Raw genomic sequence first — 25,389 nt, 5'->3', positions numbered from 1 at the left:
GGGGCAGCGTGCCACGTGCTCACCGACCGGTCCATCCCTATCCGAATGGTGAGACAGTGGTGGAGTGCCTGCTCAACTGCCAGTCGGTGAACCCGCCCCGGCCGACGGAACGCTCCCGCCCGAAGCCCTGACGGGCCTGGGTTCGCGGCCGTTCGGGGTGTACGTCCACGTGCCGTTCTGCGCCACCCGCTGCGGGTACTGCGACTTCAACACCTACACCGCCGATGAGCTGGGCTCATCGGCGAGTTTCGGCAGCTGGCTGGACGGCCTGCGGGCGGAGCTGGAACTGGGCGCGCGGGTGCTGGCGGCGGGCGATCAGGCGGTGCCTGCGGCGGAGACGGTCTTCGTCGGCGGCGGCACGCCGTCGCTGCTCGGCGCGGGACGGTTGGGCGAGGTGCTGGCGGCGATCCGCGATTCGTTCGGGCTCGACGGTGCGGCGGAAATCACCACCGAATCCAACCCTGAGTCGACGTCGCCGGAGTTTTTCGCCGGGATCCGCGAGGCCGGGTTCAACCGGGTGTCGCTGGGCATGCAGTCCGCCGCGGAGCACGTGCTGCGGGTGCTGGAGCGGCGGCACACGCCGGGCCGCGCGGTCGCGGCGGTCGGCGAGGCGCGCGCGGCCGGCTTCGACCACGTCAACCTGGACCTGATCTACGGCACGCCGGGGGAGACCGACGACGACCTGCGGGCCTCGCTGGACGCGGTGCTGTCCACCGGGGTCGACCACGTCTCGGCGTACGCGCTGATCGTCGAGGACGGCACCGCGATGGCCCGCAAGGTCCGCCGAGGCGAACTCCCGATGCCCGACGACGACGTGCTGGCCGACCGCTACGAACTGATCGACGGCGCGCTCGGCGAGGCGGGTCTGGGCTGGTACGAGGTGTCGAACTGGGCGCGGGACGACGCGGCGCGCTGCCGCCACAACCTCGGCTACTGGCAGGGTGGCGACTGGTGGGGCGCCGGCCCGGGCGCGCACAGCCACGTCGGCGGCGTCCGCTGGTGGAACGTCAAGCACCCGGCCCGCTACGCGGCGGTGCTGGCGGAGGGCAACTCCCCGGCGGCGGGGCGGGAGCGCCTCGCCGACGAGGACCAGCGGGTCGAGCGGATCATGCTCGGACTCCGCCTGGCCACGGGTCTCCCGGTGGACGCGCTGGACGAGCCGGGCCTTCTAGCGGCGAAGCAAGCAGCCGCCGACGGTCTGCTGCAGCCCGAAGCGCTGACGGCGGGCCGCTGCGTCCTGACGGACCGGGGCCGCCTCCTCGCCGACGGAGTGGTTCAGCGCCTGATCGCGTGATCAGGCAGGGGAGCTGACCTGGATTCCGTTCAGAGCGGTAGCTTCAGCGAGTCTCTTGTCGTAGGTCATCACCAGATCGACGTCGAGGGCGATTGCCGCAGCGAGGTGAATCGCGTCGAGCGAGCGCAGTTGGTTCGGCTCAAGCCTTCGGGAGAGGTTCATGATCTCGAAGTCGAGCGGATGCTCGGCGATGCCGCTCATTGCGTCCCGCAGTTCGTTAGCCACTTCCTGGAACGTCGTGTCCCGGCTGGCTCGAAGCACCCGGGCGATTTCGGTCCAGGCCAACGTGGTCGATACCAACAGTGCCTGGCGGCGGGCGAGATCGTCCAGTTCCGCGACGAGCGCGGAGGATTCCGGCTCGCGGACTACCCGCTTGATCAGCGCGCTGCTGTCCAGGTATACGCGCATCAGAAACGGTCCTCGCGATCCAGCAGGTCGATCGTCCGTTGGCCCGCCGGGAGCGTTCTGGTCGGTACGACCTTGCGGTAGGGGCTCCTCGGCAGGAGCACCTTGCCCGAAGTGATCAGGTGGTCCCACTCGTGCTTGGGTTCCGCGGCCGGAGTGAGCCCGAGATAGCGGTCTACGGCTTCACGGAGGATGTCCTGCTGAGAGCGACCTGATCGTTCCGCTTCGGCGCGCAAGGCATCTTCTGCTTCGGCGCGAAGGCGCAGGTTCAGAGCCATGACGCAACGGTACCAACTCCGATACCATGTTGGTACCGCTATCGGGTTGCGTCCAGGTCGAGGACTCTGGCGTGCAGGACCGTGCGCTGGTGGAGGGCTGATCGGAGGGCCCGGTGCAGGCCGTCCTCCAGGTAGAGCTCGCCGCGCCAGCGGACCACGTGCGGGAACAGGTCCCCGAAGAACGTCGAGTCCGGGCTCAGCAGCCGATCCAGGTGCAGCACCTTCGTCGTGGTGACCAGATCTTCCATCCGCACCGGGCGCGGCGGCACCTTCGCCCAGTCCCGCAGCGCCATCCGGTGGTCGGGGTAGGGCTGGCCCTCCCGGACGTCCTTGAAGATCACGGCAGCTGGCACCTCCTGGCGAACGGCCGAACGCGTTGCACGCCGCAGTTGGTCCGCCTGCGGCTACCGCCGCCGGAACCGATCTGCTCCGCTCGATGTACCGGCCCGTCGGCCCCGCGGCAGGCTACCGCCGTCCGCCCGTGCGCCTCGGCTCCGGTGCACGAACACCGTAAACTCGATGGTGGTACCCGGGCTGTGCCTGGGCATCGAGCCTGGGCGGGTGCCGCTGGAGGTGAAGGAGGTGGCGGTGGTGAACGCGGATGATCGCCGTTTCGAGGTGCTACGGGCGATCGTGGCCGACTACGTGTCGACCAAGGAGCCGGTGGGTTCGAAGGCGCTCGTCGACCGCCACAACCTCGGTGTGTCCAGCGCCACGGTCCGCAACGACATGGCCGCCCTGGAGGAGGAGGGCTTCATCGTCCAGCCGCACACCAGCGCCGGCCGGGTGCCCACCGACAAGGGCTACCGGCTGTTCGTGGACCGGCTGCACGAGGTCAAGCCGCTGACCGAGGCCGAGCGTCGCGCCATCCACAAGTTCCTCGAAGGGGCGCTGGACCTGGACGACGTGATGCGCCGCAGCGTCCGGCTGCTGGCGCAGCTCACCCAGCAGGTCGCCGTGGTGCAGTACCCCACGTTGACCCGATCGACCGTCCGGCACGTCGAGGTGGTCACCATCACCCCGGCGCGGCTGATGCTGGTGCTGATCACCAACACCGGGCGCGTGGACCAGCGGATGGTCGACCTCGGCGACGTGATCACCGACGACGACGTGGCCCGGCTGCGCAACGTGCTCAACGTGTCGATGGTCGAGAAGCGGCTCGCCGACGCCTCCGCCGCGGTGGCCGAGCTGCCCGACCAGGCTCCGTCGGAGCTGCGCGACCCGCTGATCCGCGTGTGCAGCGTGCTCATCGAGTCGCTGGTGGAGCACCCGGAGGAGCGGATGCTGCTGGGCGGCACGCCCAACCTGACCCGCAACGTCGCCGACTTCCCCCACTCGCTGCGCCAGGTCCTGGAGGCGCTCGAAGAGCAGGTCGTGGTACTCAAGCTGCTCGCGGCGGCGCGCGATTCGGGCACCGTGCGGGTCAGCATAGGGATGGAGAACGAGGCCAAGGAGATGCAGACGACCTCGGTGATTTCCACCGGATACGGTTCGGATGGCATGGTATTGGGCGGCCTGGGAGTTGTCGGACCGACTCGGATGGACTACCCGGGCACGATGGCGGCGGTGCGGGCCGTAGCCGCGTACGTGGGTGAGATCCTGATCGGTCGGTGACGGTTTACCGCGCCCGACCGGCGTGTACTCGTTGATCGAGCAGAGGAAGTACGGAGAAGGTGGCCAGGGACTACTACGCGACCCTCGGGGTGGCCAGGGAAGCGACACCCGAGCAGATCAAGCGGGCATACCGCAAGCTCGCCCGAGAACTGCACCCAGACGTCAACCCCGATGAGGCCGCGCAGGAGCGGTTCCGCGAGGTGACGACCGCCTACGAGGTCCTTTCCGACCCGAAGAAGCGGCAGGTGGTCGACCTCGGCGGCGACCCGCTGTCCAACGGCGGCGGTGCCGGCGGTGGCATGGGCGACCCGTTCGCGGGCTTCGGCGGTCTGGGCGACATCATGGACGCCTTCTTCGGCGGCGGTGCCGGTGGCGGCGGGCGGGGCCCGCGCAGCCGCGTCCAGCCGGGCTCGGACGCGCTGCTCCGGCTGGCGATGACGCTGGAGGAGTGCGCCAGCGGCGTGAACCGGGATATCACCGTCGACACTGCGGTGCTCTGCGACTCGTGCGACGGCGGCGGCTCCCGCGCCGGCAGCGCCCCGTCGACCTGCGACACCTGCGGTGGTCGCGGCGAGGTGCAGTCCGTGCAGCGGTCGTTCCTGGGGCAGGTCATGACGTCCCGGCCGTGCCCGGTCTGCCGCGGTTTCGGCGAGGTCATCACCGACCCGTGCCAGCAGTGCGGCGGCGACGGCCGGATCCGCGCGCGGCGCACCATCACCGTCAAGATCCCGGCCGGTGTCGGCGACGGAATGCGGGTGCGGCTGGCCGGCGAAGGCGAGGTCGGGCCCGGCGGGGGACCGGCCGGTGACCTGTTCGTCGAGGTCGAGGAGCTCCCGCACGAGCGGTTCACCCGCGACGGCGCGGACCTGCACTGCACCGTCGAGCTGCCGATGACGGCCGCGGCGCTGGGCACCGTGCTTAACCTGGAAACGCTCGATGGCGGCCAGGAGGAGCTGACGGTCGAGCCTGGCATGCAGTCCGGCACCGAGCAGGTGCTAACCGGTCGGGGCCTGCCCAAGCTGCGGTCCAACGGCAAGGTCAGCGGCCACGGCGACCTGCACGTGCACCTCGACGTCGTGGTGCCGACCCGGCTCGACGAGTCGCAGTCCGACCTGCTGCGCCAGCTCGCCGCGCTGCGCGGCGAGGAGCAGCCGGAGCCGACGGTGACCGCCAACGGCAACGGCAACCGGCACGGGCTGTTCTCCCGCTTCCGCTCCTTCGGCAACCGCTGAACTGGAAGATGCTTCAAAGTGGTTTGCGTGGCGGTGCGGGCAGCGGAACCTCAGAGGCCTTCTCGCTGCGGGATCCCCGACTCAGCCAATTCACCACGTCGGGGTGTCCTCGCTGGGAGAACCCCAGAGGGGTGGGCACCGTGAACCCGCGGCAGTGCCGGTAGAGTCCCACACCGCAAGCGGCTACCGCCGCTTGCGAAGAACAGACCGAACGGTGAGGCGGGACGTGTCCGAATCCTCGCTGCCGGTGTTCTCTGTCGAGCGGCTGCCCGCCGTCGGCGCGGCCACCCTGGACGGCCCGGAGGGCAAGCACGCGGCCACCGTCCGCCGCCTGCGCGTCGGTGAGCAGCTGCTGCTCTCGGACGGGCAGGGCGGTTTGGCGCGCTGCGAAGTGGCGGCCGCTGCGAAGGATTCGTTGCAGCTCGCCGTCTCCGAGACCTGGCATGTCCCGCAGCCCGGACTGCGGGTGCGGCTGGCGCAGGCGCTGGTCAAGGGCGACCGCGGGGAGCTCGCGGTGGAGCTGGCGACCGAGGCGGGCGTGGACGCGGTGGTGCCGTGGCGCGCCGCCCGGTGCGTGGCGAAGTGGGACGACGGCCCACGCGGCGCGAAGGCGCTGGCGCGGTGGCGGAGCACGGCCGCGCAGGCGGCGAAGCAGGCGCGGCGGGCGTGGACGCCACCGGTGGACGAGCCGGTGAGCACCAAGCAGCTCGCGGCGCTGGTCCGCGGTGCCGACGCGGCGCTGGTGCTGCACGAGTCGGCGGCCACGCCGCTGTCGTCGGTGGATCTGCCCGCGACCGGTGAACTCGTCCTGGTCGTCGGCCCGGAGGGCGGCGTGACCAGCGATGAGCTCGCCGCGCTGGCCGAAGCGGGGGCGAACGTCGTCCGCCTGGGCCCGACGGTCCTGCGCGCCTCGACAGCCGCCGCGGTCGCCCTCGGCGCCCTAGGCGTTCGCACCGACCGCTGGGCCTGAACGACCTGATCTCACGACTGGGTGACTGGCGATCTCATTCGAAATCGGCGCAGTACGCGCAAGGCGGTCACATACCGCTAAGAAGATCAAAAACTTCGGTCGATCCGTAGCGCGAACGGTTGACTCAGCGATACGCTCGGTGTGCGAAAGATCGCGGCGGGGTTTTGCCGCGACCGGTGCCGCACGGGGCATCGGACCCCAGCGCTCGTCGGACACCTCCCCCCTCGGTCCGGCGAGAGCCGCGCCGCAACCGGGACAACCCCCAGACCCGGTTGCGGCGCAGCGTGCCGGGGATGCGACCGGTTTGCGGTGATCGAACCGCATCGGACGAGTCGAAGATCCCGGAGTCCAGGCGGCATCCGCGGTTCCGCTCCCGCACCGCTTCGCAAGATGAACGGCGAAACCTCTAATCTTCCGGGCATGAGCGACATGGACTCCCTGTTCCTGCGGATCATCGCGCGCGAGGTCCCGGCCGACGTGGTGCGCGAGAACGACCGGGTCATCGCGATCCGCGACATCAATCCCCAGGCCCCGACCCACGTGCTCATCGTGCCGAAGAAGCGCTACCGCAACGCCGGCGAGCTCGCCGCCGCCGACCCGGAGCTGCTCGCCGAGCTGATCACCGTCGCCCGCGAGATCGCCGAGCAGGAAGGCATCGCCGAATCGGGTTACCGGCTGCTGTTCAACACCAACGCCGACGCCGGGCAGACGATCTTCCACGTGCACCTGCACCTGCTCGGCGGCGAACCGCTCGGCGGACTCACCGGCGGCCCGCTCAAGGGCTGATCTCGGCGTCGACGAGGTGGCGGTGACGGCAGCAATCTGATTGCCGGGTGGACTACCATCGACGCCAGGGAGAACTGACCGAACGACCCGCGCGAATGCGCAGAAAGCAGGCCCGAACACACGTGGCCGGTATTGCAGCGGGTGGATCCGCCGCCCAGTCCGGAGAGCACCCCCAGACCGCAGCGCAGCAGGCAACAGCGCAGTCGAAGGTGACCGTTCCCGACAACGTCGTGCTGACGCTGGTCGGATCCAGGGACGAGAACCTCCGGGTCGTGGAGGATCTGCTCACCGCCGATGTCCATGTCCGGGGCAACGAGGTGACGCTGTCGGGGGATCCCGCGGAGGTCGCGTTCGCCGAACGGGTGTTCGCCGAGCTGATCGCGTTGATCGCCAAGGGCAGCCCGCTCACGCCGGACATTGTCCGCCGCAGCGTCGGGATGCTCTCGGCCGACCACAACGAGTCGCCGGCCGATGTGCTCAGCCTCGACATCGTGTCCCGGCGCGGGCGGACGATCCGTCCCAAGACCCTCAACCAGAAGCGCTACGTCGACGCCATCGACCACCACACCGTGGTGTTCGGCATCGGCCCCGCCGGTACCGGCAAGACGTACCTTGCGATGGCCAAGGCGGTGCAGGCGCTGCAGGCCAAGCAGGTCAACCGGATCATCCTCACCCGCCCCGCCGTCGAGGCGGGTGAGCGGCTCGGGTTCCTGCCGGGCACCCTCTACGAGAAGATCGACCCCTACCTGCGGCCGCTGTACGACGCGCTGCACGACATGGTCGACCCGGAGTCGGTGCCGCGGCTGACGCAGGCGGGCACGATCGAGATCGCGCCGCTGGCCTACATGCGCGGCCGCGCGCAACCCGTCTTCACCAATGTGTTGACGCCGGATGGCTTCCGCCGAATTGGTGACCTTGAAGTGGGCGACCTGGTCATCGGGTCGAACGGCGAGCCCACCCCGGTCCTTGGTGTGTACCCGCAGGGCGAGAAAGACATCTACCGCGTCACCGCCCAGGACGGTGCCTCGACCCTCTGCTGTGGCGACCATCTATGGACGGTCCGGACAGCCTCTGACCGTCGTCGCAACAAACCCTGGCGGGTCCTCCGAACCAGCGAAATGATCGGCAATCTCCGTGCCGCACACGCTCGTCGGTACGAATTGCCGCTGCTGACATCGCCGGTCTGCTTTTCGGAACGTGACGTCCCAATGGACCCGTACGCACTGGGACTGCTGCTCGGCGACGATTGCTGCACAGGTTCCACGACGCCTTCGTTCGCTACTGCCGAGCCGGAACTGGCACTGGCGCTGGGCTCGGCGCTCCCCGGTGTCACTCTGCGGCAGAAGACCGCAGTGGATTATGTTCTCAACCGTACGGCGGCTCCCGGCGATGTCATCACGACTGAGAATCCGGTTACCGGGATACTCCGTTCCCTGGCGCTATTCGGAGCCACTTCGGCTACGAAGTTCGTGCCTGACGTATATCTGAACAATTCCGCCGAGGTCCGGATAGCCGTTTTGCAGGGCCTCCTGGACTCCGATGGCGGCCCTGTCACGCAAGCCGGGCGTACCTGCCGCATACAGTACTCGACGACATCGAGCCAGCTTCGTGATGATGTGATCACTCTCGTCCAGTCGCTGGGTGGAGTGGCCTATTACCGTCTCAGGCAAGCCCATGGGCGGTCACCTGGGAGGGCGCGTGGGCGCGAGGTTCACCACCGCCGAGATACACATGCCATTGACATCCGGCTTCCAGAGGGCATCAAACCCTTCCGGCTCGCCCGCAAGCTCGCCACTTACCGGGCGGCGGGTGGTGGCGGAAGGCCCATGCGGTTCGTCGACAGGATCGAACCCGCGGGCCGTGAGGAAGCGGTCTGCATCCAGGTCGCAGCCGCCGACTCTCTCTATGTCACTGAGGACTACCTCCTGACGCACAACACCCTTAACGACGCGTTCATCATCCTCGACGAGGCGCAGAACACCACGCCCGAGCAGATGAAGATGTTCCTGACCCGGCTGGGCTTCGGCTCCAAGATCGTGGTGACCGGGGACGTCACGCAGATCGACCTGCCCGGCGGGCAGCGCAGCGGTCTGAAGATCGTGCAGCAGATCCTGGACGGCGTCGACGACGTGCACTTCGCCCTGCTGGACAGCCACGACGTGGTGCGGCACCGGCTGGTCACCGACATCGTCAACGCCTACGACCGTTGGCACGCGCTGGAGGACGCCGACCACCACGACCGGTCGGATCGGCGAAACGGGCATCGACGGGGACGCGCATGAGCATCGAGATCGCCAACGAATCCGGCGTCGCAGTGCCCGAGGCGACCATCGTCTCGGTCGCCCGCTTCGCCCTGGACAAGATGAGCGTCAGCCAGCTCGCCGAGCTGTCCATCGTGCTGGTGGAGCTCGACGTGATGGCCGACCTGCACGAGCGGTGGATGGACCTGCCCGGTCCTACCGACGTGATGTCGTTCCCGATGGACGAATACGACTCGGCCCGCCGCCCCGACTCCGCCGGCTCCGGGCCGGCGCTGCTGGGCGACATCGTGCTCTGCCCGGCGTTCGCCAAGGACCAGGCCCGCAAGGCCGGGCACAGCCTGCTGGACGAGTTGCACCTGCTCACCGTGCACGGCGTGCTCCACCTGCTCGGCTACGACCACGCCGAGCCGGAGGAGGAGCGGGAGATGTTCGGCCTGCAGAACCGCATCCTGGCCGAGTACCGCGAAGCCCGCGGCGAGGCCGAGCGGGCGGCCGCGCAGCGTAGCGCGGACGCCAGGGTGCTGGGTGCCGTCGGGCTGGACGAGCCGGAGCCGCCGCAGGGCGGCCCGGCCGCCACCAACTAGGGGAGTCGGCGGTGGCCTCGACCGGTTCCACTGCGTTCCTGATCATCGCGGTGCTGCTGGTGCTGGCGGCCGGGGTCTTCGCGGCCTCCGAGTCCGCCATCGCCGTGGCTTCCCGGGCCCGCGTCGACGAGCTGGTCCGCGAGGGGCGCGGCGGTGCCAAGCAGCTCGCGCAGCTGCTCGCGGACCGGCCCCGGCACGTCAACCTGCTGCTGTTGCTGCGGCTGGCGTGCGAGATGGGCGCCACGGTGCTGGTCACCGTGGTCGCCATCCGGATGGCCAACTCCGAGGCCTGGGCGGTGGTGATCGCCGGGCTGATCATGCTGGTGGCGTCCTACGTGCTGGTCGGCGTCGGCCCGCGCACCCTCGGCCGGCAGCACCCCTACGGCATCGGGCTCAAGGTGGCCGCGCCGGTGCGGGTGCTGGCCAGGCTGCTCAACCCGCTGACCAGGCTGCTGATCCTGATCGGGAACATGATCACCCCCGGCAAGGGCTTCCGGGAAGGCCCGTTCTCCACCGAGGTGGAGCTGCGCGAGCTGGTCGACCTCGCCGGCGAGCGCGGCGTGGTGGCCGCGGGCGAGCGGGAGATGATCCACTCGGTCTTCGAGCTCGGCGACACCCTCGCCCGCGAGGTGATGGTGCCGCGCACCGAGATCATCTGGATCGAGCAGACCAAGTCCGCCCGGCAGGCGCTGGCGCTGTGCTTGCGCTCCGGGTTCTCCCGCGTCCCGGTGATCGGCGAGAGCGTCGACGACATCGTCGGCGTGGTGACCCTCAAAGACCTGACCCGCGCCGTGCTGGACGCTCGCGACGAGGCCGGTCCGGCGGTGGCGGAGCTGATGCGCCCGGCGAGCTTCGTGCCGGACACCAAGCGGTTGGACGAACTGCTCGGCGAGATGCAGCTGTCCCGCAGCCACCTGGCCATCGCGGTCGACGAGTACGGCGGTACCGCCGGGCTGCTGACCATCGAGGACATCATCGAGGAGATCGTCGGCGAGATCACCGACGAGTCCGACCTGGAGGAGCACCGCCCCATCGAGCGGCTCGATGACGGCACCGTCCGGGTCAGCTCGCGGCTGCCAGTCGAAGACCTAGGCGAGCTGTTCGGCGTGGAGCTCGACGACTCCGACGTGGAGACGGTCGGCGGGCTGCTGGCGCAGCGCCTCGGCCGGGTGCCACTGCCCGGGGCGGAGACCGAGATCGCCGGGCTGCGGCTGCGCGCCGAGGGAGGCAAGGACCACCGCGGGCGGATTCGTATCAACGCGCTGCTCGTCCGCCCGGTGAACGCAGATCAAGCACCGCTGCGCGGTGCCGACCAGGAAGGAAGCAACGCCCGTGGCTGAGCACGTCGAATCGGTGGCCCCGCAGGAGATCGACCCGGAGGACGCCAAGATCGTCACGCTCGCGCGGTCGTCCCGGGCCCGCACCGGAGCGGCCGAGGGAGCAGCGGTGCGCGACACCGACGGCCGGACCTACGCGGCGTGCACGGTGGCCCTCCCGTCCCTGCGTCTGACGGCCCTGCAGGCGGCGGTGGCGGCGGCGGTCGCCAGCGGCGCCGAGGGTCTGGAGGCGGCTGCGGTCGTCACGGACGCCGACTCCGTCGACGCCGACTCTGCGGCTGCGGTCCGCGACCTCACCAGCACGGCGACGATCCTCCGAGCGGACGCCACGGGCACCGTCGCAGGCGTTCTCCAGGCTTAACCCAGTCCGGGTCGTCGGAGCGTCGATCCTGGGCGCAATTTCAATGGAAGTTGCGAACTTTCGGCGTGTCGTTCCCCGACACGCCGAAGGCTGTGGACAACTTCCGCAATTTCAATGGAAATCGGACCTCTGATTTCCATTGAAATTGCGTCACCGGGTGCCTCCCCGGCCTCAGGCGCCCGGGTCGCACGCCCACTGTGCTGCGGCCAGGGCGGGCCGGTCACAATGGTGCGGTGACCAGCTCCGCAGATGTGCACCGCTCCGGATTCGCCTGCTTCGTCGGCCGCCCCAACGCGGGGAAGTCGACGCTGACGAACCGCCTGGTCGGCTCCAAGGTGGCGATCACCTCGAGCAAGCCGCAGACCACCCGGCACGCCATCCGCGGCATCGTGCACCGCCCCGACGCGCAGCTGATCATCGTGGACACCCCCGGCCTGCACCGGCCGCGCACGCTGCTTGGGCGGCGGCTCAACGACCTGGTTTACGAGACGTGGTCCGAAGTGGATGTCGTGGGATTCTGCGTGCCGGCCGACCAGAAGGTGGGCCCGGGGGACCGGTTCATCGCCGAGCAGCTGAAGAAGGTGTCCCGCCGCACCCCGGTGCTGGGCATCGTCACCAAGACGGACCTGGTCGGCAAGGATCAGGTGGCGCAGCAGCTGCTCGACCTGCAGCAGGTGATGGAGTTCGCCGAACTGGTGCCGGTGTCCGCAGTGGACTCCTTCCAGGTCGACGTGCTGGCCGATCTGCTGGTCGGACAGCTGCCGGAGGGCCCGCAGCTCTACCCGGACGGCGAGCTGACCGACGAACCGGAGACGACGCTCATCGCCGAGCTGATCCGGGAGGCGGCGCTGGAGGGGGTGCGCGACGAACTGCCGCACTCGCTGGCCGTGACCATCGAGGAGATGATCCCCCGCGAAGACCGCGACGACCTGATCGACGTGCACGCGGTGCTCTACGTCGAGCGCTCCAGCCAGAAGTCGATCGTCATCGGCAGCGGCGGGGAGCGGCTGCGCGCCGTCGGCACCCAGGCGCGCAAGCACATCCAGGCGCTGCTGGGCACCAAGATCTACCTTGATCTTCACGTGAAAGTCGCCAAAGATTGGCAACGCGACCCGAAGCAGCTGCGCAAACTGGGGTTCTGATCACAACTTCGCGGCGGATTCCCGGGAACCCGCCGAAATGCGTGTGCGTCTCAGGTACGTTGCTGGCCGGTCTTTGCGCACGGCAAGGACACATCGGCTTCTTTTGTTGACCACTAAAAGGAAAAATCGTGACTAATCCCTATGGCGGCCCGCCCTCGGAGCCCAACCCGCAGCAGCCGTACGGCCAGCAGCCGGGCGGATACGGTCCGCCGTCGGGCCCGATGCCGCAGCAGCCCTACGGCCAGCCCGACCCGTACGGTCAGGCGAACCCCTACGCGCCGCAGCCCGGCATGGGTGGTGCCCCGCCGAACAACAACATCGGCTGGGGCATCGGTTCGATCTTCCTGTGCTGGCCCTTCGCGATCCCGTCCCTGATCAAGGCCACCTCGGTGCAGAACCTGTGGGCCCAGGGCCAGTACGCGCAGGCTCAGGCGGCCGCGGACGACGCCAAGAAGTGGGGCAAGATCGGGATCATCGCCGGTGCCGCCTGGTGGGTCCTGATCATCCTGCTCTACGTGATCTTCGGCATCATCATCGCCGCTTCGGTGAGCTCTTCCTCCTACTGATCAAAGTCGTGTGGTTGCGGCCAGCCGAGCGCTGGCCGCAACGGCATGCTCGAGTCCACTGGTGAGGCCATGACCGAACCGTCCGACCCCGCCGGCCTGCCGGCGCAGCAGCCGCCAACGCCGCCGCCTCAGCCGGGGCCGGGACCCTACGCGGCGCAGTTCGGGTACACCCCGGTGCCGGTGAACAACAACCTGGGGTGGGCCATCGGCGGCATCCTCGTGTGCTGGCCCTTCGGGATCCCGTCGCTGATCAAGTCGCTGGCGGTCAACTCGTTGTGGGCCCAGGGCCAGTTCGACCAGGCTCAGCTCGCCGCGGCCGAGGCCAAGAAGTGGGGCAAGATCGGCATCATCGTGGGCGCCAGCGCCTACGGGCTGCTGATCCTCGCCTACGTCGTCTTCTTCATCGTGTACGCCGTCCTCATCGGCAGCCTGGTAGCAACGACGCAATGACCGCGACGCGGCTGCGCACCATGCTGCTCCCGGCGGCGACGGTGCTCGTCGGCTGTGCGGCGGCCGGTGTCGTGCTGGCCGCCGACCCGACGTCAGACGCGGGTTTCCCGCTGCCGCCGTGCCCGGTCAAGTGGCTGACCGGGCTCGACTGCCCGGGCTGCGGCGCGACGCGCATGTTCTACAGCCTGCTGCACGGCGACGTGCTGTCGGCGCTGCACTACAACGCGGCGCTGATCGCGTTCATCCCGTTCTTCCTGTGGACCTGGGGCGCCTGGGTGCTGGGCCGCTGGCAGGGGCGGCGCATCCCGACCTGGGAGCAGTGGCGCTGGTCCCCGATGGCGGGGCTGGTCCTGATCGCCGTCTGGGCGTTGATCAGGAACCTGCCGTTCCCGCCGTTCACAGCGCTCTACGTCTAGTCGTTGAACGAGCTCTGCAGGCCGCTGCCGAGGACACCGGTCGCGGCCAGGATCATGAACGTGATGAACAGCACCCAGAGCGCGGGCACGACCCACCCGACGATGATGCCCGTCAGCGCCATGGCGCGGTTGGTGTAGGCCTGCGGATTCCGATTGATCTCGCGCATCGAGACGTGGCCCAGGATCGCACCGACCGGCCCGATGAGGATCGCGCCGTAGCAGGTGAAGATCGCCGCCAGCGAAACGCACATCGAGGCGATGGCCATGCCGTTGTTGCGCGGCATCATCGGATAACCCGGCCCGACGACGATCGGTACCTGCTGCTGGTACGGGTTCTGCGGGTCGTGCGGGTAGGTCATCTCTTCCTCTCAGCGATTGGCGGCGCACACCTGGGACGTTCCAGGACGCGAGCCGGATCCCTCGAATCGCCGTCTTCGCGGCGGGGAACCCGCACGAAGGTGCGACGATGGGGAGGTGAGCCTCTACCGGGATACCGCGGTCGTGCTGCGGGTGCAGAAGCTGGGCGAGGCAGACCGGATCATAACCCTGCTCACCCGGCGGTACGGGAAAGTCAGGGCTGTTGCCAAAGGCGTGCGCCGGACGACGTCGCGCTTCGGCGCGCGGGTCGAGCCGTTCTGCCACGTCGACGTGCAGCTCTACACCGGTCGCACGCTCGACGTGATCACCCAGGTGCAGACCGTGGACGCGTTCGGCGTGCACATCGTCGATGAATACCAGCGCTACACCGCGGCTTGCGCGGTGCTGGAGACCGTCGACCGGCTGGCCGCCGAAGAAGGCGAGCCGGTGCTGCGGCTCTACCTGCTCGCCATCGGCGCGCTGCGCGCGCTCGCCGGGCGGGAACGCGATTCCTCGCAGGTGCTGGACGCCTTCTTGCTCCGCGCGATGTCCTTCGCGGGCTGGGCGCCGGCGCTCGCCGAGTGCGCGCGCTGCAGTGAAGCGGGCCCGCACGCCGCGTTCAACGTGCAGGCCGGCGGCGCGGTGTGCGTCCGGTGCCGGCCGGCCGGTTCGGTGCGGCCCTCGGTGCAAACCTTGCCGCTGATGGAATGCCTGCTGCACGGTGACTGGCCGTCCGCGGAGACTGCCTCGAACTCGGTCCGCAGGGAGGCCAGCGGCTTGATCGCGGCGCACCTGCAGTGGCACATGGAACGGCAGTTGCGGTCGTTGCCGCTGGTCGAGCGGACGGTGCCGGAGCTGATCCAAGAGCGCGCGGCCGATGCCACGCTGGTCGCCGCCGCCGAGGACGGGCGCTGAACCGATGACCGACCGGGGCGAGGACAATGAGCACGCACGCCCAGCAGTCCGAAGGAGAACCCAGTTATGTTGCGACGCCGTGGGCGGGGCAAGGACGACCTGACCGTGCGGACGCCGGAACCGCACGCCTCCGGCGCGAAGCCGCCGGCGGTGCCGCCGGAATTCGTGCCCAAGCACGTCGCCATCGTGATGGACGGCAACGGCCGCTGGGCCAACGAGCGCGGGCTGCCGCGCATTGAGGGGCACAAGCGCGGCGAGGCGGTCGTGCTGGAGCTGGCCAGGGGCGCGATCGAGATCGGCGTCAAGTGGCTGTCGCTGTACGCCTTCTCCACCGAGAACTGGAAGCGCAGCCCGGACGAGGTCCGGTTCCTGATGGGGTTCAACCGCGACGTGATCCGGCGCCGCGTCGACGAACTCGACGAGATGGGCGTGCGGGTGCGCTGGGCGGGCCGCAAGCCGCGGCTGTGGCGCAGCGTGGTGGACGAGCTGCAGGCCGCGGAGGTCCGCACGCAGCACAACGAGGTCATGAACCTGACCATGTGCGTCAACTACGGCGGCCGGGCCGAGATCGGCGATGCCGCGCGTGAGATCGCCAAGTTGGCGGCGGCGGGCAAGATCAACCCGGACCGGGTGGATGAGCGCACCGTCGCCCGCTACCTGTACCAGCCGGAGATGCCGGACGTCGACCTGTTCATCCGGCCGTCCGGTGAGCAACGGACCTCGAACTTCATGCTCTGGCAGGCCGCCTACGCGGAGCTCGTCTTCCAGGACACCCTGTTCCCTGACGTGGACCGCCGGCACCTGTGGAACGCGTGCGAGGCGTACGCGCGCCGGGACCGGCGGTTCGGCGGAGCCATCGATAGGGCGGCGGCCGGTGCGCCCGCCGATGTCGCCCGGGAGGGCAATTGATGACCCAGGAAGCCGCCGCCACTGCGCGGTTGTTGACCGCGGCGAAGGAAGCGCTGGAGAACTACCACGACGTGCACGTCGACGACGACGGCGCGCTCACCTTTCGACACTCCGACGTCCCGTGCGCCGTGCAGGCGATGCAGCTCGCCGAGGGGCTGACGGTGCTGAGCCTGACCTGCGTGGTCGCCTGGGACCTGCCGCCCACCGACGAGCTCGCGCAGTCGGTCGCGGAGCGCGCGGGGCAGGGCCTGTTCGGCACGCTCGGGGTGGTCCGCACCGAGCGCGGCATGGACGTGACCCTGCGCTACGCCTTCCCGGCGGAGGGGATGGCGGCGACGCCGCTGGGCACCCTGCTGATGCTGGTGGTCGCGACGGCGTCCCAACTGCGCACCGAGCTGCTGACCGAATCCGAGGGCACCACCAACTAACGGCACCAGACCGGGGGGACCGCAATTTCAATGGAAATCGGACCTTCGATTTCCATTGAAATTGCGGGTCGTCACGGAACCGGGGGATGCGCCGGTGTGTCGGTCCGGCGGCAAGCACGCCGCTTGAGCCGGGGCGATGGTGTCGGTACCGGGAGTCGTGGTGGTGTTTTCGCCCCCTAGTGCGAACGATTATCAGTTCGAACTGGCACGATGACCCGGTGACCGAGATCGCCGACCCGCCGCGCACGCGGCGCCCCATCATCACCTCGTTGGAGGTGCTCTGCGGCCTGCTGGTCGTCGCGGCGGTGTTCCAGCAGCAGCTGAGCGCACTGCTCGACGTCCCTGCGCTCCGCACCGGCTCGACCGTGTTCGTCGCCGTCTGCGTGCAAGCCATGCCGTTCCTGGTGCTCGGCGTGCTGGTCAGCGGGTTGATCGCGGCGTTCGTCCCGCCGGAGGTGCTGCGTCGGCTGCTGCCCGCCAACCCCGCCGCCGCGGTGCCGGTGGCTGGTGTCGCGGGCGTGGCGTTGCCAGGCTGCGAGTGTGCTTCGGTGCCGGTGGCGCGACGGCTGATGCAGCAGGGCGTCGCACCGGCCGCGGCGCTCGCCTTCCTGCTGGCCGCCCCGGCAGTGAACCCGATCGTCCTGGTCTCCACCACGGTCGCCTTCCCGGACGAGCCGCTGATGGTGGTGGCGCGATTCCTCGGGTCACTGCTGACGGCGTGCGTGATGGGCTGGCTCTGGGCCCGGCTCGGCAAGGCGGAATGGCTCGCCGAGCGGGCGCTGCAGCGGGTCGAGGCGCACCGCGGATCCGGCAGCCGGTGGATGGTGTTCGCCGAGTCCGCTCGGCACGATCTGGTCGAGGCGGGCGGATTCCTGGTGCTCGGCGGCCTGACGTCCGCGGTGTTCAATGTCCTGGTGCCTGCGGCCTGGCTGGAGTCGCTCGGCGGTCAGCTGGTGCTGGGTGTGCTGGTCATGGCGGTGCTCGCGGTGGTCCTCGCGCTGTGCAGCGAGGCCGACGCGTTCGTAGTGGCTTCGATGCCGGGCCTGCCGCTGATCCCGAAGCTGGTGTTCCTGGTCGTCGGGCCGGCCGTGGACCTCAAGCTGATCGCGCTGCAGTCCGGTGTTTTCGGCCGCCGCTTCGTCGCCCGGTTCGCACCCGCCACGTTCGTGGTCGCCGTCGGCTGCGCGGTCGCCGTCGGCGCCCTGCTGCCGGGAGGTGCGTGATGCGCCGGGAAACGCAGAACCTGCTGCTGTTCCTGCTGGGCGGCGCGCTGCTCAAGATCGCCTTGGGCGGCAGCTATCTCCGCTACGTCAAGCCCGCGCTGTTCCCGTGGCTGGTCGTCGCGGGGGTGGTCATGGTCGCGCTGTCGGCGTTCGCGATCGTCCGCGACATCCGGGGCGGCGGGCCCGAACGGCACGAGCACAACTCGCGCAGTCCCTGGATGCTGCTGCTGCCGGTGTTCGCGATCTTCCTGATCGCCCCGCCCGCCCTCGGCTCCGACTCGGTGACCCGCGACCGGATGGTGGCGCCGGCTGCGCCGAAGGAATCCCTGTTCCCGAACCTGCCGCCCGAGCAGGCGCCGCTGCTGAGCATGTCGGAGTTCGTCACCCGCGTCATCTGGGACGACAGCGGTGCGCTGAACGGCCGGGCGGTGCGTCTCCAGGGCTTCGTGGTGCATCCGACACCGGGAACGACGCAGCTCGCGAGGATGCGTATCAGCTGCTGCGCCGCGGACGCGGCCCCGGTGAAGGTCGACCTCGCGGCCGCAGCGCAAGCGGCGGAGCTCCCGGCGGACACCTGGATCGAGGTGACGGGCAAGCTGCGACCGGGAACGGCCACGGAAGCCAATGACTACGTCCCGACGCTGGAGACGGTGCTGATCCGCCCGATCCCAACCCCGCAGGACACCTACGAGTACTGACCAGGCCACGTCCGGTGCAAAATCGCCGCCAGTATCAGAAGCCTCGGGCGGTGCAGTCCGGGCAGGTGCCGATGATCTCCACCGTGTGGCTGACGTCGGAGAAGCCGTGTTCCTGGCCGATCCGCTCGGCCCAGTTCTCCACCGGCGGGTCGGCCACCTCCACGGTCCGGCTGCAGTGCCGGCACACCAGGTGATGGTGGTGGTGGCTGGAGCACCGCCGGTACACTGCCTCGCCGGACGGGGTGCGCAGCACGTCGACCTCGCCCGCGTCGACCAGGGTTTGCAGCGTGCGGTAGACCGTGGTCAGGCCGATGCCCTCGCCCTGCCGCCGCAGCGCCTCGTGCAGTTCCTGGGCGGAGCGGAAGTCGTTGACCTGGTCCAGCAGGTTCGACACGGCCGCTCGCTGCTTGGTGGCCCGCAGTCCCGGTACGCCGACCGTGGGACCTTCGCCGGTGGTCACGCTGTCTCCGTCTCCTGTCGGGATGCGATGGAACGTGGCGCCGGACCGCGCGACCGGGTGCCGGAGATCTCCTCCGCGTGCGCGGCGGCATCCACCACGATATGCGCCAGGTGCTCGTCCACGAGCCGGTAGACGACCTCCCGGCCGTGCCGCTCGCCGTGGACGACCCCGGCGGACTTCAGCACCCGCAGGTGCTGGCTGATCAGCGGCTGGGCGACGCCGAGCGCATCGACCAGCTCGTGCACGCAGCGCTCTGCCTCCCGCAGCTGCAGGACGATCGCGATGCGCACCGGCGCTGCCAGCGCCCGCAGCAGCTCCCCGGCCTCGACCAGGACGCGCTGGTCCCGCAGCGGCACCGGGTGCGCGGCTCGCTCCGGCGAGTGCACGTGGTCGGCGGTGCTGTCCAGGGCGGGGCCCGCAGTCGACCGGGCCGGCTCGGAATCCGGGCTGACGGCGGGCATCGTTTCCTCTCCGGCGAGCCTCGACGCGGGGTCGCCTGCCTGCGGTGACATCGGCTGAGTGCAGTGACGCTCCACGAACCCATCCTACGGGTACGCCTGAGCCGACCTGTCGCCTGAAGCCTCCGATGATCGGGTAGGTGCAGTCAGTGCGCTGCGAGCACCAAGCACGCACCATCCTTTGGCTTTGATGTCAACCGGGCTGGTTCCAACCCGGCTGATGCTGATCGCCTAGGGCTCGATCACTCGCTGCCAGCACGAACGCTGGTCTGACACGGTCTCCACGTGCGTTTGGCCTTGCGGCCGGTTCCCACGCAACTCGCGGTACCTGACGTGTTTCACCTGCCGCCGCAGGAAAGCCGCTGACCAGGCTTGGCTTTCGCTCGGTCAGCACACGCTCTGTCACACATTGACACAGGCTCCGGAACTGTCAGAAACCCTTCCCCTCCCTTGAACGAGGGGGATTCCTGGCTCCCACTGCTCGATCGCTCAGCGTCGAGGAAGCGTGAAGGCCACCAGTCTTCCTGATGGTCAACGCAGGTGGCGCAAGTCATCTGCTCACGGAACGTTTTGACACGTTGCGTGAACGGTTCAAATCAATACCGCACGCCCGGCCGGTGGCCTCGCGCCACCCGATGGCCAGCCCGGGCGAACGTCACCCGGTCCGGGATCGGTACGCTGGGAAACTCCAGCCCGACCAGCTGGTTCGACGTACATCCAGTGATGATTCCGGAGTGAGCGTGCCCGCCGACCAGATCGACACGATCGTCAATCTCTGCAAGCGCCGTGGTTTCGTCTTCCCGTCCGGCGAGATCTATGGCGGTACGCGGTCGGCTTGGGACTACGGACCGCTCGGCGTCGAGCTCAAGGACAACATCAAGCGCCAGTGGTGGAAGTCGATGGTGCAGGGCCGCGACGACGTCGTAGGCCTGGACTCGTCGGTGATCCTGCCCCGCCCGGTCTGGGAGGCCTCCGGGCACGTCACCGCGTTCCACGACCCGCTCGTGGAGTGCACCTCCTGCCACCACCGCTTCCGCGCCGACCAGCTCGCCGAGGAGTACGCCGAGCGCACCGGCAAGGAGATCGCCGAGGACGACCTCTCCGACGTCCCGTGCCCGAACTGCGGAACCCGCGGCCAGTACACCGACCCGCGTGAGTTCAACATGATGCTCAAGACCTTCCTCGGCCCGGTGGAGAGCGAGGAGGGGATGCACTACCTGCGGCCGGAGACCGCGCAGGGCATCTTCGTCAATTTCGCGAACGTGATGACCACCGCGCGCAAGAAGCCGCCGTTCGGCATCGGCCAGATCGGCAAGTCGTTCCGCAACGAGATCACGCCCGGCAACTTCATCTTCCGGACCCGCGAGTTCGAGCAGATGGAGATGGAGTTCTTCGTCGAGCCCGGCGAGGACGAGCAGTGGCACCAGTACTGGATCGACGAGCGTACCCGCTGGTACTCGGACCTCGGCATCGACGCGGAGAACCTGCGCACCTACGAGCACCCCAAGGAAAAGCTCTCGCACTACGCGAAGCGCACCGTCGACATCGAGTACCGGTTCCGGTTCGGCGGCCAGGAGTGGGGTGAGCTGGAAGGGATCGCCAACCGCACCGACTTCGACCTCACCACGCACTCGAACCATTCGGGCGTGGACCTGTCGTACTTCGACCAGGCCAGCAACTCCCGGTACCGGCCGTACGTGATCGAGCCGGCCGCGGGCGTGGGGCGGCCGATGATGGCGTTCCTGATCGACGCCTACCACGAGGACGAGGCGCCGAACGCCAAGGGCGGCGTGGACAAGCGCGTCGTGCTGAAGCTGGACCGCCGGTTGGCGCCGGTGAAGGTGGCGGTGCTGCCGTTGTCGCGCAACGCCGAGCTGTCGCCGAAGGCCCGCGACATCGCCGCGCAGCTGCGCCGCAACTGGAACGTCGACTTCGACGACGCCGGTGCGATCGGTCGCCGCTACCGGCGGCAGGACGAGATCGGCACGCCGTTCTGCGTCACGGTCGACTTCGACTCGCTGTCCGACCACGCGGTCACCGTCCGCGAGCGCGACACGATGTCGCAGGAGCGGGTGGCGATCGACAAGCTGGAGGAGTACCTGGCGGCCCGCCTGCTCGGCTGCTGAGCTTGGTGCACCGGTCCGGGTCGGCGGCGTCCTCGGACGTTGCCGACCCGACGTCTGGGAGCGGGTTGAGAATGTTGGTGCTTCCGGACCGGTCGAACCGCCGGTGTGACCGGACCCGGATCGTCGTCGGCGGTTCCCGAAGATCTGCGAGGATGCCAACGTGAGCCCTCATCGAGCTGCCCATCGGCGCCGACCCGCCGGTCGGCTGCTGGGGCGCGCGGTGGTCGGTGCCCTGCTGGTGGTGCTGCTGGTGATCGGCGGCACCGCGTTCCGCGTGTGGCAGGTGGCCCGCGCCGACGACCGGCGGCCGGTCGACATCGTGATCGTGCTCGGTGCCGCCCAGTACCACGGCAAGCCCTCGGACGTGCTGGCCGCCAGGCTCGACCAGGCCTTGGAGCTCTACCAGGATGGCCTGACCAAGTACATCGTCACGGTCGGCGGCCGGTTGCCCGGAGACGCCTACACCGAGGCGCAGGCCGGCAAGAAGTGGTTGATGGGCAACGGAGTGCCCTCCGGGAAGATCGTGGACGTCGATGTCGGCAGTGACACGCTGGGCAGCCTCCAGGCCGTCGCCGAGCTGTCCCAGCAGCGCGGTTGGACGAGCGCGCTGATCGTGAGCGACCCCTGGCATTCGCTGCGGGCGCGGACGATGGCCAGCGACTTCGGGCTGACGGCGTGGGCGTCCCCGGCCCGGTCCGGGCCCGTGGTGCAGACCCGCGAGGTCCAGTTCAAGTACATCGTCCGGGAAACCGGCGCACTCGTGTACTACCGCTTGACGCACGCCCCGTCCGAGATCTCCGGCGACGGGCTGGGCTGAGGCGCGGCGCGCGACAGGCCCCGCTGCGCTGCGGCGATGTGTCGGGTTCTGGCCGTAATCTGAGCGCGATGAGCTCCGGAGACCCGACGGGCGCGATGCCCGGCTACGACGCGCACGACCTTCGGCGGCTGCTGCCCGAGCCACCGAAGGTCGCGGTGCCCGTCGGCGCCCGTTCCGACGACCGGAGTCCGTTCGCGCGGGACCGGTCGCGGGTGCTGCATTCGGCGGCGTTGCGCCGGTTGGCGGGGAAGACGCAGGTCGTGGGCCCGGAAGAGGGCGATGTGCCGCGCACCCGGTTGACCCATTCGCTGGAGGTCGCGCAGATCGGGCGGGGCATCGCCGCCGCGTTGGGCGCCGATCCGGATCTGGTGGACACCGCCGGGCTCGCGCACGACATCGGGCACCCGCCGTTCGGGCACAACGGTGAGCGGGCGCTGAACGACCTGGCCGGCGACTGCGGCGGTTTCGAGGGCAATGCGCAGACTCTGCGCATCCTCACCAGGTTGGAGCCGAAGCTGGCCGAATCGGGTGACGTCGGCCGCGGCCTGAACCTGACTCGCGCGTGTCTGGACGCGGCGACGAAGTACCCGTGGCCGAAGCGCCCGGGCCAGGCCAAGTTCGGGGTCTACCCGGACGACCTGGCCGTGTTCGAGTGGCTGCGCGAAGCCGCGCCATCGGCGCGCCGGTGTCTGGAGGCCCAGATCATGGACTGGTCCGACGACGTGGCCTACTCGGTGCACGACGTCGAGGACGGGGTGCTGTCGGGGCGGATCACGCTGCGCTCGCTGACCAGCGGCGATGAGCGGGCGGAGATCGTCCGGATGGCGGCCAAGCACTTCTGGGGCGACGGTTCGGGGGACACCGCCGGGCAGCTCGAATACGCGGCGTCGGAGCTGGTGCGGTGGCCGGTGGTGGCCGCGGTGCTGGACTACGACGGCACGTTCCGCGCGCAGGTCGCGCTGAAGCGGCTCACCAGCGAACTAGTCGGGCGGTTCGTGGCCGCGGCGGTGACCGGGACGGGCGACCGCTTCGGGCCCGGACCGCTGACCAGGTACCGCGCGGAGCTGGTCGTGCCCGAACCGGTGGTGGCCGAGGTCGCGGTGCTCAAGGCCGTCGCGCTGCGGTACGTGATGAGCGATCCGCAGCGGTTGCGGATGCAGGAACGGCAGCGGGCGCTGCTGGCCGAGCTGGTGTGGGCGTTGTCCGAGCGGGCCCCGGATTCGCTGGACCCGGCGATGGCCTCGGCCTGGGGCCGGGCGGGCGACGACGCGGCCCGGCTGCGCGTCGTGCTGGACCAGGTTTCGTCGTTGACCGACGCGCAGGCGATCGGCTGGCATCGAAATCATGTACGGAACGTGGCGAATCCGATGTGACGTTAATCCGAAAGGGGAGAGTTGATCTGGGATTTGCTTGCAGAATCCTTACTCAGAGTGTTAATCGGCGGGTCCCGACCGCCGACAGCACGGCCCCCGATCCCCGTCCGGCTGTCCGACGCGGAGACAGCCCGCGGCCCGCCCCGAAGCCCCGTGCCGCAAGGAGACCCCGATGCGCAACCGGCACTACATCCAGAAGCTCGTCGTCGGCGGCGAGCCGTACGTGAACACCGACAACCTGGCCGACTGGGTCCGGGACCTGCGGTGGCAGGACCCGGCGGCCCAGCAAGCGGCCGACTACATCGCCCAGGAGCTCCGCTTGATGGGCCTCTCCGACGTCGAGGAATCCATCCGCTAGGAGCGAGTTTCCAGACTCGCTCCGCGTGGCGGTGCGGGTGGCAACCGCGACTGGGGCTCACATCGACGACGGTGCTCCAGGCGGCGATTTCGCGCAGTGATGGCCGCTCGCTCCACTTCGGGCGCAACACCATTCGTCCTGAGCCGCCGGACCGCTGGCACGGCGCTCCCACGCCCTGGTGCTCGGGTGGGCGAGAATCCGCCAGCGCCGGTGCGAGCGGTGTGGGCCGTTCGGCTGGCAGACTCGGGATCAGCCCGAGTCAGCCGACGCGGAACGGAGCCCAGCGGCCGTGAGCGAACACCTCGACTTCAGCCTGTCCCTCCACCGGCGGCTCGCTCCGCCGGTGGACACCCCGTTCTGCTGGTCGCCGTACTCGGTGGCCAGCGCACTCGGCCTGGCCGCGACCGCGACCAGCGGTCAGACCAGGGACGAGCTGGTCTCCGCGCTGCGGGACGACCCGGCCGGGCTGCTGAAACTGCTCACCGGCGCCGCCGAACTCTCCGCCGGTGGAGCCGCCGAGCCGCCCGTGCTGGCGGTGGCGAACACGCTGTGGACGCACGCGCGTCTCCCGGTCGAGCAGTCCTACCTGTCCGCGCTGGAGGACTGGCCCGGCAGCGCGGTGCGCAACGCGCCGTTCCGGGCGGCCCCGGAGGAGGCCCGGCAGCTGATCAACGCGGACGTCGCGGAGACGACGCGTGAACTGATCCCCGAGCTGCTGCCCGCCGGTTCGGTCGACCCAGAAACGGTCGCGGCCCTGGTCAACGCCCTCTACCTGAAGGTTTCGTGGCGGGAGGCGTTCGACGAGAAAGCCACCGGTCGGCGGCCGTTCCACGCCCCGGCCGGCGACCGCGAAGTTCAGACCATGCACGCTACCCGCCGCCTCGGCTACGCCGCAGCGGAAGGTTGGCAGGTCGTCAGCCTGCCCGCAGCAGGCGGTGTCGAGGCCGTGGTGCTGCTGCCGGACGTCGACCTGGCGGCGTCCGAACCGGATCTCGACGCGGCGCGGCTGGGCACGCTGCTGGCCACCGTCGGGCAGCAGCGGGTGGAGCTGTTCCTGCCGAAGTTCGACGTCACCGGCGATGCCGAGCTGAGCAGCCCGCTCGGCGCGCTCGGGGTGCGCGCGCTGTTCACCCCAGCGGCGGATTTCTCGCCGCTGACAGATCAGCCGCTGCGGGTTTCGATGATCATGCACCAGTCGGTGCTGGAAGTGGACGAGAGCGGCCTCGAAGGCGCGGCGGCGACGGCGATGATGATGCGGCTGACCGCGATCGTCCGGGAGCCGGACCCGATCCGCGTCGAAGTGGACCGACCGTTCCTATTCCTGGTGCGCCACCAGACCACCGGAGCCCTCTACTTCCTGGCCCGAGTCACCGACCCCAGCTGAGCCCGGGGGCCTGCTTAGAACCGCAGGTAGAAGTCCGTGAGCGCTTTGGGTGCTGTAGAGGCCGTTGGAGAACCCGTTCTGCCTGGAGGTTTCGGTGGCGATCCCAACGGGAGCGGTCTCGTTCCGCCTCGCCAACCGGTGTGAAGCGAACGGCCTGTTCGCGTCGGTAGGCGACACGAACGGTCCG

Annotated in this window: 28 protein-coding genes and 3 pseudogenes; 25 read left to right on the top strand and 6 right to left on the bottom strand. The window is 69.4% G+C overall.

Going from position 1 to position 25,389, the window contains the following annotated elements; genetic code table 11:
• Positions 1-64: 64 nt before the first annotated feature.
• Entirely contained in the window at positions 65-1,294 is a 1,230-nt protein-coding gene (gene hemW, locus DL519_RS22860) for a radical SAM family heme chaperone HemW (protein WP_190817803.1), read from the top strand.
• On the opposite strand, the gene DL519_RS22855 is transcribed toward hemW, so the two are convergent.
• From DL519_RS22855 to DL519_RS22845, 3 genes are read right to left on the bottom strand one after another with little or no spacing between them, the layout of a single operon-like run.
• A complete protein-coding gene (locus DL519_RS22855) occupies positions 1,295-1,702 on the bottom strand; it encodes a PIN domain-containing protein (RefSeq protein WP_190817801.1) in 408 nt (135 codons plus the stop codon).
• Positions 1,702-1,977 (bottom strand): ribbon-helix-helix protein, CopG family, encoded by a 276-nt coding sequence (locus DL519_RS22850; protein ID WP_190817799.1) that lies wholly within the window; start codon positions 1,975-1,977, stop codon positions 1,702-1,704. Before DL519_RS22850 ends, DL519_RS22855 begins: the two co-directional genes overlap by 1 nt.
• A gap of 38 nt (positions 1,978-2,015) precedes the next feature.
• A complete protein-coding gene (locus DL519_RS22845) occupies positions 2,016-2,318 on the bottom strand; it encodes a type II toxin-antitoxin system VapB family antitoxin (protein WP_190817797.1) in 303 nt (100 codons plus the stop codon).
• Positions 2,319-2,568: 250 nt separating this feature from the next.
• Between DL519_RS22845 and hrcA the strand changes: the two genes are divergently transcribed.
• From hrcA to DL519_RS22785, 14 genes and pseudogenes are all read left to right on the top strand, one after another.
• Entirely contained in the window at positions 2,569-3,591 is a 1,023-nt protein-coding gene (gene hrcA, locus DL519_RS22840) for a heat-inducible transcriptional repressor HrcA (protein ID WP_397545066.1), read from the top strand.
• A gap of 59 nt (positions 3,592-3,650) precedes the next feature.
• Entirely contained in the window at positions 3,651-4,823 is a 1,173-nt protein-coding gene (gene dnaJ, locus DL519_RS22835; RefSeq protein WP_190817795.1) for a molecular chaperone DnaJ, read from the top strand.
• A gap of 226 nt (positions 4,824-5,049) precedes the next feature.
• Positions 5,050-5,793, top strand: a complete 744-nt coding sequence (locus tag DL519_RS22830) for a 16S rRNA (uracil(1498)-N(3))-methyltransferase (RefSeq protein ID WP_190817793.1) — start codon at positions 5,050-5,052, stop codon at positions 5,791-5,793.
• 420 nt (positions 5,794-6,213) lie between these two features.
• Entirely contained in the window at positions 6,214-6,579 is a 366-nt protein-coding gene (locus tag DL519_RS22825) for a histidine triad nucleotide-binding protein (protein WP_190817791.1), read from the top strand.
• Positions 6,580-6,701: 122 nt separating this feature from the next.
• Positions 6,702-7,436, top strand: a pseudogene (locus DL519_RS47055) (PhoH family protein); the annotation flags it as partial.
• Positions 7,425-8,243: pseudogene (locus tag DL519_RS49455) on the top strand (LAGLIDADG family homing endonuclease); the annotation flags it as partial. The pseudogenes DL519_RS47055 and DL519_RS49455, both read left to right, overlap by 12 nt.
• A 273-nt stretch (positions 8,244-8,516) precedes the next feature.
• Positions 8,517-8,861 (top strand): annotated as a pseudogene (locus DL519_RS47045) (PhoH family protein); the annotation flags it as partial.
• A complete protein-coding gene (gene ybeY / locus DL519_RS22815; protein WP_168587061.1) occupies positions 8,858-9,424 on the top strand; it encodes an rRNA maturation RNase YbeY in 567 nt (188 codons plus the stop codon). The pseudogene DL519_RS47045 and the gene ybeY, both read left to right, overlap by 4 nt.
• 11 nt (positions 9,425-9,435) lie before the next feature.
• Complete coding sequence (locus tag DL519_RS22810) at positions 9,436-10,764, top strand: hemolysin family protein (protein WP_190817787.1); 1,329 nt, start codon at positions 9,436-9,438, stop codon at positions 10,762-10,764.
• A complete protein-coding gene (locus DL519_RS22805) occupies positions 10,757-11,122 on the top strand; it encodes a cytidine deaminase (RefSeq protein WP_190817785.1) in 366 nt (121 codons plus the stop codon). Before DL519_RS22810 ends, DL519_RS22805 begins: the two co-directional genes overlap by 8 nt.
• Before the next feature lie 233 nt (positions 11,123-11,355).
• Positions 11,356-12,264, top strand: coding sequence for a GTPase Era (gene era / locus DL519_RS22800; RefSeq protein WP_190817784.1), 909 nt, complete (start codon positions 11,356-11,358; stop codon positions 12,262-12,264).
• Positions 12,265-12,392: 128 nt separating this feature from the next.
• Entirely contained in the window at positions 12,393-12,830 is a 438-nt protein-coding gene (locus DL519_RS22795) for a CD225/dispanin family protein (protein ID WP_168587065.1), read from the top strand.
• 69 nt (positions 12,831-12,899) lie between these two features.
• On the top strand, positions 12,900-13,280 hold the full coding sequence (locus DL519_RS22790; RefSeq protein WP_190817782.1) for a CD225/dispanin family protein: 381 nt from the start codon (positions 12,900-12,902) through the stop codon (positions 13,278-13,280).
• Positions 13,277-13,696 (top strand): DUF2752 domain-containing protein, encoded by a 420-nt coding sequence (locus DL519_RS22785; RefSeq protein WP_190817780.1) that lies wholly within the window; start codon positions 13,277-13,279, stop codon positions 13,694-13,696. Before DL519_RS22790 ends, DL519_RS22785 begins: the two co-directional genes overlap by 4 nt.
• Here DL519_RS22785 and DL519_RS22780 read toward each other — a convergent pair.
• A complete protein-coding gene (locus DL519_RS22780) occupies positions 13,693-14,055 on the bottom strand; it encodes a DUF4190 domain-containing protein (protein WP_010695661.1) in 363 nt (120 codons plus the stop codon). The two genes, DL519_RS22785 and DL519_RS22780, sit on opposite strands and share 4 nt — an antisense overlap.
• 115 nt (positions 14,056-14,170) lie before the next feature.
• On the opposite strand from DL519_RS22780, the gene recO reads away from it, so the two are divergent.
• The 5 genes from recO (at position 14,171) to DL519_RS22755 (ending at position 18,226) form a co-directional block, all read left to right on the top strand.
• Complete coding sequence (gene recO / locus DL519_RS22775) at positions 14,171-14,968, top strand: DNA repair protein RecO (protein WP_190817778.1); 798 nt, start codon at positions 14,171-14,173, stop codon at positions 14,966-14,968.
• Positions 14,969-15,034: 66 nt separating this feature from the next.
• The gene (locus DL519_RS22770) at positions 15,035-15,877 is read left to right on the top strand and encodes an isoprenyl transferase (protein WP_190817776.1); all 843 of its coding nucleotides are present in this window, start codon (positions 15,035-15,037) and stop codon (positions 15,875-15,877) included.
• Positions 15,877-16,305 (top strand): hypothetical protein, encoded by a 429-nt coding sequence (locus DL519_RS22765; protein WP_168587070.1) that lies wholly within the window; start codon positions 15,877-15,879, stop codon positions 16,303-16,305. Before DL519_RS22770 ends, DL519_RS22765 begins: the two co-directional genes overlap by 1 nt.
• Before the next feature lie 218 nt (positions 16,306-16,523).
• The gene (locus DL519_RS22760) at positions 16,524-17,528 is read left to right on the top strand and encodes a permease (RefSeq protein ID WP_190817774.1); all 1,005 of its coding nucleotides are present in this window, start codon (positions 16,524-16,526) and stop codon (positions 17,526-17,528) included.
• The gene (locus tag DL519_RS22755; protein ID WP_190817773.1) at positions 17,528-18,226 is read left to right on the top strand and encodes a TIGR03943 family putative permease subunit; all 699 of its coding nucleotides are present in this window, start codon (positions 17,528-17,530) and stop codon (positions 18,224-18,226) included. Before DL519_RS22760 ends, DL519_RS22755 begins: the two co-directional genes overlap by 1 nt.
• A 34-nt stretch (positions 18,227-18,260) precedes the next feature.
• Here DL519_RS22755 and DL519_RS22750 read toward each other — a convergent pair whose 3' ends face one another.
• Together DL519_RS22750 and DL519_RS22745 are read right to left on the bottom strand one after the other, a co-directional pair.
• Complete coding sequence (locus DL519_RS22750; RefSeq protein ID WP_190817771.1) at positions 18,261-18,686, bottom strand: Fur family transcriptional regulator; 426 nt, start codon at positions 18,684-18,686, stop codon at positions 18,261-18,263.
• Positions 18,683-19,147: an ArsR/SmtB family transcription factor gene (locus tag DL519_RS22745; protein ID WP_190817769.1), complete on the bottom strand. Its 465-nt coding sequence runs from the start codon at positions 19,145-19,147 to the stop codon at positions 18,683-18,685. The genes DL519_RS22750 and DL519_RS22745 overlap by 4 nt, the downstream gene beginning before the upstream one ends.
• Before the next feature lie 737 nt (positions 19,148-19,884).
• Here DL519_RS22745 and DL519_RS22740 point away from each other — a divergent pair.
• The 5 genes from DL519_RS22740 to DL519_RS22720 all read left to right on the top strand — a co-directional run bounded on the left by DL519_RS22740 (position 19,885) and on the right by DL519_RS22720 (position 25,202).
• Positions 19,885-21,270, top strand: a complete 1,386-nt coding sequence (locus DL519_RS22740; protein ID WP_190817766.1) for a glycine--tRNA ligase — start codon at positions 19,885-19,887, stop codon at positions 21,268-21,270.
• Between the two features lie 160 nt (positions 21,271-21,430).
• The gene (locus DL519_RS22735) at positions 21,431-22,087 is read left to right on the top strand and encodes a YdcF family protein (RefSeq protein WP_210434999.1); all 657 of its coding nucleotides are present in this window, start codon (positions 21,431-21,433) and stop codon (positions 22,085-22,087) included.
• A gap of 68 nt (positions 22,088-22,155) precedes the next feature.
• Entirely contained in the window at positions 22,156-23,460 is a 1,305-nt protein-coding gene (locus tag DL519_RS22730) for a deoxyguanosinetriphosphate triphosphohydrolase (protein ID WP_223839412.1), read from the top strand.
• 172 nt (positions 23,461-23,632) lie between these two features.
• On the top strand, positions 23,633-23,818 hold the full coding sequence (locus DL519_RS22725) for a hypothetical protein (RefSeq protein WP_168587075.1): 186 nt from the start codon (positions 23,633-23,635) through the stop codon (positions 23,816-23,818).
• Positions 23,819-24,107: 289 nt separating this feature from the next.
• Positions 24,108-25,202, top strand: a complete 1,095-nt coding sequence (locus tag DL519_RS22720; protein ID WP_190817765.1) for a serpin family protein — start codon at positions 24,108-24,110, stop codon at positions 25,200-25,202.
• Positions 25,203-25,389 lie beyond the last annotated feature (187 nt).

This window comes from Saccharopolyspora pogona, from assembly GCF_014697215.1.
GTDB classification, from domain to species: Bacteria; Actinomycetota; Actinomycetes; order Mycobacteriales; family Pseudonocardiaceae; genus Saccharopolyspora; species Saccharopolyspora hattusasensis.
This window is presented reverse-complemented; position numbering and strand designations above follow the sequence as displayed.